Origin of the sequence: Bacillus inaquosorum KCTC 13429 (assembly GCF_000332645.1) — a bacterium.
Classification (GTDB): Bacteria; Bacillota; Bacilli; order Bacillales; family Bacillaceae; genus Bacillus; species Bacillus inaquosorum.
In genome coordinates this window covers 512,156-525,319 of record NZ_AMXN01000003.1, presented here as the reverse complement: position 1 = coordinate 525,319, position 13,164 = coordinate 512,156, and the positions used below count along the sequence as shown (strand labels likewise).

Below are 13,164 nucleotides of genomic sequence, written 5' to 3'. Positions count from 1 at the left end.
AGACAGGTGGCTAGTAATCAAAACTATCAGTTCACATTAACAATAAAACACACAGACTATATTGTTAGAGATCACCGGGTGCATGGCACCCGGATCATACCTGGTGTTACGTTTTTAGATATTATTTATCGAATGGCACTCAGCAAAGATTTGCCTATTGAAGAACTGGAATGTCAAAATATTCTCTATTTAGAGCCCGTAGCAACATCTAATACCTTTGACAGAGAAATTCTTATTTCCTTTCAAGGTTCACACCAGGGATGGGAGATTCAAGCGAAAAGCAGAAAAGTGAAAGACGGACATGTTTTAAACGAAAATTGGGATAAAAATATGCAATGCCGCCTAATGCCGAAAACAGGCGGCGACTTGATTTCAATAGATATTGACAGGATAAAAAATACAGCTGAGCGTGTTTCTGATATGGATACATGCTATGCCTATTTAAGAAAAGTCGACATTGAGCATTTTGAATTTATGAAAAGTCTCGGAACAGTCTATGCAACGGAAGATTATGTACTTGCCGAGTTAAAACTCAGCAAGATAGCGAAACAATATGTCGGTTACTTTCAGATGCATCCTACTTTTCTTGATGCATCCACCATTATCACAGTTCTATATCAGGCATGTCCGGAATATTTCACTAAAGGAGTGGCTGCCAGCCGTTTCAAAACGTATATTCCTATTCATATTGAATCATTTCAAATGGTAAAACGTCTGTCGGATACATGCTATGTGTACATCGAGAAACAAGACCAAAATCATGATACCGGAGATGTTATCAGAGTAAGCTATGGCTTATACGATGTATCGGGAAATAAGATCGCACAATTTACCCGGTTATCTGTTAAGCATATCCGATCTAAAGAATTAATTGAAAATCTTAAAAAGACATCAGGCAACTTCCAGAATAATTCAATCCTTAAACTGAAAGACAATCAAACAATAAAAGAAACGAACAAAAAGCGGATTAATGATATTGAATCAGAGCTGAAGGAACTAATAGCTGGGACAGTGAATATCAGCAGCCATGACATTAAGGCTGACATCGGTTTTTATGAACAGGGGTTGGACTCTGCATCTTTGTTGAGTATCGTCAAAGAACTGGAGCGTAAAACCGGGGAACAGCTGTATCCGACACTCCTGTTTGAGTATAAAACAATCCGGGAACTGGCCGCTTATATTGAAGAAAATAAAAAAATGAATAACCATTTCTCAACTCCTGAGATATTGGCTGAAATTCCTGATGCACAAGAAAATTTAGCATCATCCGGAGAAGCTTTATGTTCACCGCATATGACAGAGAGAGAGATTCAGCTGCTGATTGCAGATGTTCAAGGAATAACCCCTGATAACCTTTCTATTGAAAAGGGATTTTATGAGCAGGGTTTAGATTCTGTAACGCTTCTGGAGGTTGTTAAGGCGTTAGAGAAAAAGTCGGGCAGGGAGTTATACCCTACTCTGCTGTTTGAATATACAACAATTCGAGAGCTGGCAAATTACTTTGCTGCAAATAATGAGAAGCTTTCGGCGATCAAAAACCCTGAGAAAGACCACCATATTACAGCTACAACTTATTTAACGCCGCAATGGAGACGAAAAGATATTCCTATAAAAGGTTATAACGTTAAAACAGCTAAAAAAACGTATTTGCTGTTTCAGCATGACAGGGCGCTGTTCGATAACATGCAAAGTGATTTTAATAACGATACCGAACAAATTATATTAGTTTTGTCAGGAGACACTTTTCACTATTATGGCGGTGGTGTATATGAAATAGATCACAATGAGGAAGCTCATTTTGAAAGATTAGCATCTGAACTAAAGCAAAAACAGCAAATACCTGACGTCGTGATCTACGGATGGCCGGATGGATCGTTTGCGCCCGGTGCCGGCATAATAAATGAACAGCTTTCTAAAGGTGTCTACCCGCTTTTATTTTTCAGTAAGGCTTTAATGCGAAGCAAGGCATCAAAGGAGATTGTGTCCCTTTATCTTTATCCGGCGGATAATAAAAGCGCTCAGCCGTTATACGCTTCAGTACATGGCGCCGGACAGTCAATATCATTGGAGAACCCGAAAATGGTTTTTAAAACAATAGGCATTTCCTTATCAGGTAAACCGATTTCAGTTCAAGAAAAAGCTGGAATAATCGTTAATGAATCCGTTGAAGTGCTTTCAGAGGAAACTGACATTTATTATGAAGCGGGAGAACGCTTTGTCCGTGTCCTCCGAGAGGCTGAACCCATAGATAAATCCTACTCCGCATTTAAAGAAAATGGAGTGTATCTCATCACTGGAGGCGTTGGAGGCCTCGGACTTTTATTTGCAGAGCATATTGCCTCACAAACAACGGCCTGTATTATTTTAGCGGGCCGTTCGGAGCTATCGGAAAGCAAAAAAAACAGAATCAGACAAATAGAAGCCTGCGGGTCGTCAGTTCAATATATTAGAGGCGATATTTCAGATAGCCGCGACGCTGAACGAATGATAAAGAAAATTAAACGGCAGTTCGGGAAAATTGACGGTGTTATACACAGTGCAGGGATAATTAATGATGCATTTTTAATACAGAAAACAAAAAGTGAAATTCAAAAAGTGCTTAAACCGAAAATATATGGAACCGTTTTACTGGATAGCCTGTTGCAAGATGAACCACTTGATTTCTTTATAATGTTTTCATCAAGCAGCTCAATCTTCGGTAACATTGGTCAGACAGATTATGCGTTAGCCAATCGTTTCGTTGATCTTTTTGCTGACTGGCGGGAAGGACTGAGACAAAATAAAGAACGGTCTGGAATCTCAGTAGCCATTAGCTGGCCGCTATGGGAAGACGGGGGCATGAAAGTGGATAAACAAACCGAAGACTGGATGAAGGAAAAAATCGGTATGATTCCCCTTAGGAAAAACAGCGGGATTAAAGCCTTTTATGACTCTATTTATCTGCGTCTGCCTCAGCTAATTGTATTTGAAGGTGACAAAGAAAAATTGAAGGCGGCCCTTCATGAGAAATTTGTGAAGGATAAAGCAGGTGATACACAAAAAGTTGAACCTGCGGTTGTGAGAGACCAAGATATAGCCATTATCGGCTTAAGCGGAAAGTATCCAATGGCTGATAATCTTAATCAATTTTGGGAGAATTTAAAAGAGGGGAAAGATTGTATCACTGAAGTTCCATCTGATCGTTGGGAGCTGAATGGATTCTTCAGCGAAGAAAGAGACGTGATAGGCAAGTCATACAGCAAGTGGGGCGGCTTCGTCAACGGAACTGATCAATTTGATCCGCTCTTCTTTAATATATCACCTCGTGAAGCAGAACTAATGGACCCGCAAGAAAGGCTCTTTTTAGAATCAGCTAAAGAATGTTTTGAAGATTCAGGATACCAAAAAAACAAGCTGGAAAAAATGAAAGTCGGTGTATTTGTAGGTGCAATGTGGGGGCAGTATCAATTATTTGAAGGAGAAGAAAACGGACTGTCTTTCACACCTGCTTCTGTCTACTCTTCAATTGCTAATCGGGTTTCTTATTACTTTAATTTAAAAGGTCCTAGTTTAGCTCTTGATACGATGTGCTCTTCCTCTTTGACTTCTATTCATTATGCATGCCAAAGCATACATTGCGGAGAGAGCGATATGGCGTTAGCCGGAGGAGTGAATCTGTCATTACACCCTAATAAATATAAATTTCTCAGTATGGGACAGTTTTTATCAAGTGATGGCAGATGCAGAAGCTTCGGGAAGGATGGGAATGGTTATGTGCCGGGCGAAGGAATAGGAGCTGTTTTGTTAAAACCGTTGAAAAAAGCCATTGAAGATCAAGATCAAATATATGGTGTGATTAAGGGCAGCTCTGTTAACCATGGCGGAAAAACAAGCGGATATTCTATTCCGAATCCAGATGCGCAGACAACAGTCATTTCAGAAGCGCTTCGTAAAGCTGATATTGATCCAAATTCCATCAGTTATATTGAAGCGCATGGCACAGGTACATCATTAGGCGATCCTATTGAAATTCAAGGCCTTCGAGACTCTTATCAATTGGACCATCCTTGCGCCATTGGATCTGTTAAATCAAACATCGGTCATTTAGAATCGGCAGCCGGTATAGCTGCAGTAACGAAAGTGCTTCTTCAGATGAAGCATAAGCTGCTTGTTCCTTCGTTACATTCCGATACTGTCAATCCATATATAGATTTTGATCAAGTTCCTTTTCAGGTGCAGCAGAACGCAGCTGAATGGAAAAGTCCTGAAATCAGTGAAACCGTTTATCCACTGAGAGCAGGTGTAAGTGCCTTTGGGGCAGGGGGGTCCAATGCACACCTCATTCTGGAAGCATATGAATCCTTGAATACTAATCAACCTCAAAGCAGCAGAGTTATTTTTATTTTGTCTGCACAAGATAAAAACCGTTTGAAAAAGTATGCGGAGGTTATGGCCCGCTTTTTATCTGAAAATGAAATGCAAAACGAGAATGATCGTGTGAAACTTCAAGATATTTCCTATACCCTGCAAACGGGACGTGAGCATATGGAGGAAAGGCTTGCAATAGTAGCAGATTCAAGCTTGTCGATCGCCGAAGAACTTTTAGGCTATACCAGAGGGGAAACCAGTGAATCAAGCTATACAGGTAATATTTTAAAATGTGAGGTTAAAGCTGAAGCTCCCCGCATTCATAAAGATTATGAAGAAGTTGCACGGAGATGGGTAAAAGGTGAGCCAATAGATTGGGAGGCTTTTGAGGAAAACCGGCATTCTTTTCGAGTCTCTATCCCGGGGCAGCCGTTGATTAAGAAGCGGTACTGGATCAAAGAACAGACGAGAGAATATGTTTTAAATAGGGAGCTTAAACCAAGGCACCCTTTCTTAGGAGTTAATACGTCTACTTTTAATCAGTACAGTTTTACGAAAACAATCGACAGGGACAATCCATTTGTAATGAGTCTTACAGAATACGGAAAGTCCTTTTTCTCTGTTGTGTCTTTAATCGAAATGGCTGCAGCAAATGCGTCCGAGGCATTTGGGCATAGCGTCAATAAAATAACTGAAATATCTTGGAATCAAGGCAGGTGCGACCCCGCTGACATACAAGAGCTAATCATAGAGTTAACGCCTCAAGAAGATTTTGCGCAATTCGAAATATACGCAAAAATCTCAAGTGAGAACAAAATAAGGCTTGTTCACGGAAAGGCGCACATTGTCGAGCCAAAAGAAAACGATTTACTCCCTTTTTTATTAGATATCTCGAAAGTAAAATCGGATATGCTTGAACATGGTTTCGCAATACCTTATGCGTCTGAAACAGTAAAAAACAACAGTGAAATGCTGTCTTTATTTTTCATTCCGGATCACTTTTATGAAAACAGTGGAGATTTCACTTTTCTTCCATTTGCATTTGAGTCTGCGATTCAGACATCCGGGCTATTTGTAAACGGCGGGACCCCTGCTGAACTGATTGGAATGAATGAAGTGATCATCTATCAAGCTTTTACTCAAGATTTTTATATTTATACTCAAATTGAAAAACAATCTAACAATATTGATTTGACGTGCCATATTACATTTGCAGACACAAATGGCAGCATCCTGGCTGAATGCAGAGGGCTAGTGTTTAGCAATAGCTATTCTGAAAAAGCTGATCAATCCGATGATGAATTAATTTGTTTGCTTCGCAAATTGGAGGCAAATGACATTGATCAAACGGCTGTATTGAAGCAACTAATGGGGGAAGAATCATGAGGGGAAAACGTGAACAAATCAGTGAAATTCTTGAGCTGATCGAAACAGGAAATATAACGGCTGACGAAGGATATGCCCGTGTAAAATCTATTCAAGACAATGGCGAACTAGCAACTGATAATCCGCCTTTATATTATAAGACTGAATGGATAGAATCAAATATTCCGAATACGAAAAATGCAGACTTGCCTGGCTTAGTTCTTATTTTTGCTGAAAATGACTGGCAAATAAAAGAACTAAGCGATTCATTAGTGGATTGCAACCTTTTGTTTGTTTGTCGAGGAGAAAAATTTTCTATCAACAATCGCAATGTGCTTACTATTAATCCAGCGAAAAAAGCAGACTATATAAAACTTTTTAAGTATATCCAAGATCAATTCATGCTGCCTGAGAACATCCTTCATTTATGGTCTGACAGTCAGGATAATATAAGCCAAGAAGGAATAGAAAAACAACTGGAAAGCGGTATATTTTCTCTTCTATACATTACACAGGCATTGATTGAGATGAAATGCAAGAATACTGTAAAGCTGAAACATATATTTCAAACTGAACATAAGGCTCAACTGCCATTACATCACGCTTTAGGCGCCTTTGTTAAAACGGTTCATCAGGAGTATCCAAATTTTCACTATCAGATCATCAATGTCAATCATGCACAGGATATGGGTGTCGACAATTATTCAGAGATTGCGGATATTTACCGAAAAGAATGTGAAGGCGATCAAACTTCGCAATTCGAAGTGCGCTACGAAAATGGTAGCCGATTCACGAAACGTTATAAAAGCGCAAACATTGACGGGTTATCTCAGCCGCTTAAACGTAAGGGATGTTATCTGATTACAGGCGGATTAGGCGGGCTCGGCTATATTATTGCGAAATATTTGACGGAAAAATGGAAGGCTAACCTCATTTTGACCGGACGTTCTTCTTTAACTGCTGAGCAGTCTCGGAAGATTAATGATTTGAGAAGCTCAGGTTCTCACATCGAGTATATACAATCAGATATTTCAAAAAAAGATGAGACAGAGCGGGTATTTACTTTTGTAAAAGATCAATTTGGTCATTTAAACGGTGTTTTTCACATTGCCGGAGTGCTCCGCGATTCGTTTATTTTAAGAAAAACAAAAGAAGAAATCGATCAGGTAACAGCAGCGAAAGTTTACGGAACGGTATGGCTGGCGAATGAAATAAAAAAATTAAATCTTGATTTGTTTGTATTGTTTTCTTCAACATCATCTATTTTCGGTTCAATCGGCCAAGGTGATTATGCCTTTGCCAATGCTTTTCTAGATCAGTATGCAGCAGTTATTTCTGCAAAAGGATACGCCCAAAAAACAGTTTCCGTCAATTGGCCGCTGTGGGCAGCCGGCGGGATGAATATTGACTATGAAGGAATACAATTAATGAGAAGGGAACTCGGCCTTGAACCTTTAGATGAAAGTACTGGGCTGCGCGCCTTAGAAGATAGCTTGTGCCAGACATCTGAGCAGCTGATTGCAGTAAAAGGTCAAAAAGAAAAAATTGAAAACGCGTTGAACCGTGCTGATACAATCAATAGCCTTCTTGAACAGCGAGATGAAAAAAATGAACGCAACGATGAATTAAAACAAGAAATTATTCATTATTTGAAAAAACTGCTGTCTGAAGAATTAAAATTATCGGCTTCATTCATTGATGAAAAACAATATCTTGAGAAATACGGTATTGATTCAATTATGATTATGCGTCTAACCAAAAAGTTAGAGCAAAATATCGGCAAACTATCAAAAACCTTATTTTTCGAATATCACTCGATTACTGAATTGGCGGATTATTTTCTGAACCACCATAGTGAGCGTATGCTGAAACTGTTGAATCCTATTGCTGCAAAACCCCAACATGAATTGCGTCAGAAAAGAATAACATCAGTAAAAACCGATGCTCCAAACTCTATAAAAGAGAACGTACAAAAGAAAGTTTCGAGGCGCTCAATTTCTGCTGATATTGCCATTATTGGAGTAAGCGGCAGATATCCTGGCGCAGAAAGTATTAGGGATTTTCAAAATGTGCTGCTGAATGGACGGGATTGCATTAGTAAAATTCCCGATGATCGAAAGGAAATGTTGGAAGGGAGCTGTTATAACTGGGGGGGATTTCTTAAAAATGTAGATCGATTTGATCCTTTGTTTTTTCGGATATCACCGAAAGAAGCAGCTTATCTTGATCCCCAGGAACGGCTTTTCTTAGAAACAGTCTGGAACACTATAGAGGATGCGGGGTATACAAAGTCAGATTTGGCTCAGAAAAAAGTCGGGGTATTTGCAGGAGTCACATACGGGAGTTATCAATTTTTCGGCGTTGAAGAATCTATGAATGGAAATGAATTAGCCGTAGGTTCGCCTTTTTCTGCAATTGCAAACAGAGTCTCGTACTATTTCAATTTTACGGGACCTAGTATGGCGGTTGATACAATGTGTTCATCCTCTCTCAATGCTATTCATTTAGCCTGTGAAAGTATTCTGCGGGGAGAAAGCAGCATTGCTGTTGCAGGCGGTGTCAATCTTACGCTTCATCCAAATAAGTATACTTTATTGAAACAAAGTCGCTTTTTTGCGAGTGATGGGCGGTGCCGTACATTTGGTGCAGGCGGCGACGGTTATGTACCGGGCGAAGGAGTAGGCTCTGTTCTATTAAAGCCGGTCGCAGATGCAATAAATGACGGAGATCATATTTATGCGGTGATAAAAGCAACGGCAGTAAACCATGGAGGCAAAACAAACGGATTTACTGTTCCTAATCCTAATGCTCAATCTGAACTGATAGGAGCGGCACTGAAAAAAGCTGATATTGATCCTCGAACGATCAGCTATATTGAAGCACACGGAACAGGTACTTCTCTTGGAGATCCAATTGAAATAACCGGATTGACGAAAGCGTTCCGCCAATATACGGACCAGACTCAATATTGTTCGATCGGTTCTGTTAAATCGAATATCGGACATCTTGAGGCTGCTGCAGGTATTGCAGGTCTGACAAAGGTTCTAATACAAATGAAGCTTAAAAAGCTTTTCCCCTCTATTCATGCAGAGACATTAAATCCGAATATCGATTTTGGAGCATCGCCTTTTTATGTACAACGGTCACTGCAAGATTGGGAGAAACCAAATCTGAAAGAAAGCGGAAAAGAGGTTTCGGTTCCGAGAAGAGCGGGGATCAGTTCATTTGGGGCGGGAGGAACAAACGTTCATGTGATTCTTGAAGAATATGAAGAAGCTAACAAATCGGCAGAACAATTTGAAAAAGAGCCGCACGTCGTTCTGTTATCGGCAAAAAATAACGAAAGGCTTCTCGAGTATGCAGATAAAATGAAAGAGTATATCAAAAACTCTCTAAAACCCACAATGCGAAGCGGACAGCCGGATATGGTTGAAAAGGTGAATGAAATACTGAAACCATTTGTTTCAAAATTGATTCATGTCAATCCGAAAGAAATCGATCCGATAGAGAATCTGGCGGAATTTGGATTTGGGCCTGTAGAGTTAAGCAGTATCACAGGTTTTATTAACGAAACGTTTCAAATAGAGCTTTCTATGCATCATTTAACAGATTTTCGTTCAATACAATCTATAACGGAATACTTATTGAAAGAGTATACTGGGCAGGTTAGCAGACTCTTTCCGAAGGAAGGCTATGGAGAAGAACAAACGGACGAAATAGTTTTACGAGATCTGGCTTACACAACACAAGTCGGCAGGGAAGCCATGGAATCCAGATTAGCAATTGTCGGTTCAACACTGAAAGAGATACAGGATAAATTAAACGATGTTTGTCTAGAAGTTCAACGTATTCCTGGCGTATATTTAAATCAGCATGCTCTACAGCAAGTTGAACAAATGAAGGCATTGATAGAAGGTAAAGCAGGTGAGCAGTTTGTAAAAAGTGTGATTGAGTACGGTGAAATGGAAAAGCTCGCTCAATTGTGGGCATGGGGCGCGGATATCGACTGGAAAATAGTCCAAAAGTATTCGCAGCAAACAGGCAAACGTATTTCCATCCCTACATATCCGTTTGCAAAAGAATCCTATTGGGTTCCTGGTCTAATTGAGAAGAACTCAGAGGTGAAAGCTTCAGCTCCGAAAATCCATTTGCAAAAAAAATGGAGAGAGTTTAATATTGCAAAAAACTCAGAAAAACCGGTTTTGGGGCTAACAATAGCATTGGTGCATCATGATACCGAATTAATTGCTCGTTCTGTATGCTCAGAGATAGAGGAGAAAAATCTTATTATTATAAGACATAATTCTTCTTTTATAAGACAATCAGATTATTTGTATGAATGTTCTTTTTTAGATGAAAAACAAGCATACACCGCTGTCAATGAAATTTTGATGAGCCGGAAGCAGCAGATCGAGAACCTATTCGATTTTTCTGACATCAGCAATCTTAACGATAGTCAAAATCTTATACCGTATGGGAAAATTGTTATTATTCAAGAGCTTATTAAACGGAGCAAAAAGGAATCTCCGTTATCGGTTCTTCAATTGACAAATGGCCTTCAAATTTTTAAAACAGAGAAGCCGAGAATGAGAGGAGCAGAATTAGCCGGTCTTTTAAAAGCTGTTTCTTCAGAATACACTTATGTTAATGGTAAAACAATTGATACAGACAGTGTGCAGAATCCGTATGAGCTGAAGCAAATGATAGAAAATGAACAAGAAAATCATGCTGGAGAGGTTGAAGTATGCTATCGCCACGGTATCAGGTATATTCCGTTTTTTGAAGAAGATAGGGTTCAACCGAGTGAGTCTTTTTCATTTCGTTTAGATAAAACCATAGTAATAACTGGCGGAACAGGTGGCATTGGCAGGGAAATAATAGATGAACTGGTAAAACGGGGAGTAACAAAACTAGTGCTTACGGGCACGCGCCCATTACCTTTGCGAAGTGAATGGGCGGGTTTGTTGGAGGATGCAAGTATAGATCAGAAGATCATCGACAATATTAAACTATTTATGAATCTTGAAGAGAGAGGCATTAGCTATCAGTATTACAGCGGCTCTCTTACAGATAAAGAGAAACTGCGTTCGTTTTTTCTTGAAGCCAGAAAAGACCTCGGAGATATATGCGGAGTGATTCATTGTGCCGGCCAGCACAGCAACGGAAATCCAGCATTTATTCATAAAGGCATTGAAGATTTCAAAACAGTTTACGGACCAAAGATCGTCGGTCTGCAAAATCTGCATCAGATTTTTGAAGATGATCCGTTGGATTTCTTTATTCTATTTTCATCAATTGCAGCTCAAGTCCCGCAACTATCTAAAGGGATGTCTGATTATGCATCAGCCAATGCGTATATGGACTATTTTGCGGCTTATCATTTTCAAATGGGAAAATCCTATTTTACATCTATCAATTGGCCAAGCTGGAAAGAGGTGGGGATGGGAAGGGTAACGAGTCCTTCATATAATGATTTAGGATTGGGTTCACTATCGACGCAAGAAGGAATGGCAACTTTACGCAATGCACTAAGCAAAAAAACAGCTGCTATGATGCCTATTGTGAAAAATAGTGCAGTCTTTAAGGCAGACACGCTTCTGAAAGTTTATAAGAGTGATCTGAGTGCGGTTTCAAGCAGCAAAGCAGAGGTTTCAGATATTTCTAACAACCGTACTGATGCTCTTGTTGGAGAGCTGTCAGGCATTTTTGCCGAAGAATTAAGCATCCCGGTTGAAAAGCTAGACCCGTTTGTTGCCTTTCAAGAATATGGCGTAGATTCTATACTTCTTGTAAGTATTATCCATCGTATAGAAGCTATTATTCAGAAGAACTTAGATCCTACTATACTTTTCGAACACAACACTATTCATAAACTTGCAGAATATGTAAAGGGAACAGGGTTTCAATTGAAGGAACAAACGGCACAACTTGACTCTTTTTCTGTTCATAATGTCTTTGAAAAAGTACCCGAATCAAGAAAACACATGGAAAAACATGAAAAACTGCAAACGTCATCTGCGAAAATAGCCGTTATTGGAATCGGATGCAAATTTCCAGGCGCAGCGAATAAAGAAGAGTTTTGGCGCAACTTAAAAAAAGGAAGAAAGCATATAAAGGAAGTTCCAGAATCCCGCTGGAGCATTGAAAAATACTATTCCCCTGTAAAGAAAAAGGGAAAAAGCATTAGTAAATGGGGAGGCTTTATTGATGAGATTGGAAGTTTTGATCCAGTTTTTTTCCGGATGCATGAGGAAACAGCCGTCCAAACTGACCCATTAATCAGACACTTTTTAGAAACTAGTGTACAGGCTGTCAGGGATGCGGGTTATGAAGAAACAGAATTATCCGGAAAGAAAATCGGTGTGTTTGTCGGTTCAAGAATGGGGGGGTACGGTCATAAATTACGAGAAGAAAACACTCATAATATAGTTGGTCTCAGCCAGAACTTTATTGCCGCACATGTATCGCATTTCTTTAATTTTCACGGCCCAAGCATCGTATCGGATACAGCTTGCTCTTCTTCGTTAGTGAGTATTCATTTGGCTTGCCAAAGTTTAATAGAAGGTGATTCAGAGATGGCAATTGCAGGCGGGGCAGACCTGCTGCTGGATGAAGTTCCTTACTTGATGCTAAGCGAAGGCGGGGCCCTTTCTCCGGACGGTCAGTGTTTTACCTTTGACGAAAGGGCAAACGGTTTTGTACCTGGTGAGGGTTTTGGAGCTGTATTATTAAAGCCGCTGGAAAAAGCGAAATCTGACGGTGATCAGATATACGGTATAATTGATGCATCCGCTATTAATAATGACGGTGCAACGATGGGCATTACAACTCCTAACCCAAAACTGCAGGAGCAAGTGATTCAGGATGCCTTTGAAAAAGCAAAAATAGAGCCTGACTCAGTCAGCTACATTGAGACACATGGAACCGGTACTATGATTGGAGACCCGATTGAACTTCAGGCGTTAACAAAAGTATTTCAAAAAAATACAAGGCGAACTCAATATTGCGGAGTCGGCAGTGTGAAAACAAATGTGGGACACTTATTAAGCGCAGCCGGAGCGGCTAGTTTTATTAAAGTGATTTTGTCACTATGGCATAAAAAAATCCCGCCTACATTGAATTGCGAAACGCCAAACCCTCGCTTTGAATTCGGGCAGTCGCCTTTTTATCCAAATACAAGGCTGAAAGAATGGAAAGAAGAAAAAAGGAGAGCAGGCATCAGTGCTTTCGGTTTTGGCGGAACAAACGCCCACATTTTGGTCAGTGGGTATGATGAATTGCACAATATTGTTCGAAAACCGCTGACACCGGCCGTATTCAATAAAAGAGAGTTTTGGCCTAAAGCTTATTCGCATAAACAAAAGAAACATTATAAAAAGCAGTTTCTTGAGATTATTGATGAAACAGAGTGACACTCACTCTGTTTCTTTAAATTGCAAAAGAAGAAAGGTT

Annotated in this window: 2 protein-coding genes; both read left to right on the top strand. The window is 39.8% G+C overall.

Annotated elements, in window-relative coordinates; all coding sequences use genetic code 11:
- The first annotated feature begins 6 nt into the window (after positions 1-6).
- Positions 7-5,733 carry an SDR family NAD(P)-dependent oxidoreductase gene (locus tag BSI_RS10755; RefSeq protein WP_003238816.1) on the top strand — a complete coding sequence of 1,909 codons (5,727 nt, stop codon included), beginning with the start codon at positions 7-9 and terminating at the stop codon, positions 5,731-5,733.
- On the top strand, positions 5,730-13,124 hold the full coding sequence (locus BSI_RS10760; RefSeq protein WP_003238814.1) for an SDR family NAD(P)-dependent oxidoreductase: 7,395 nt from the start codon (positions 5,730-5,732) through the stop codon (positions 13,122-13,124). Before BSI_RS10755 ends, BSI_RS10760 begins: the two co-directional genes overlap by 4 nt.
- Positions 13,125-13,164: the final 40 nt, after the last annotated feature.

Bases quoted from the DNA above. Each gene is read 5' to 3' on its own strand.
- BSI_RS10760 (WP_003238814.1), top strand. From the start codon at position 5,730: ATGAGGGGAAAACGTGAACAAATCAGTGAAATTCTTGAGCTGATCGAA.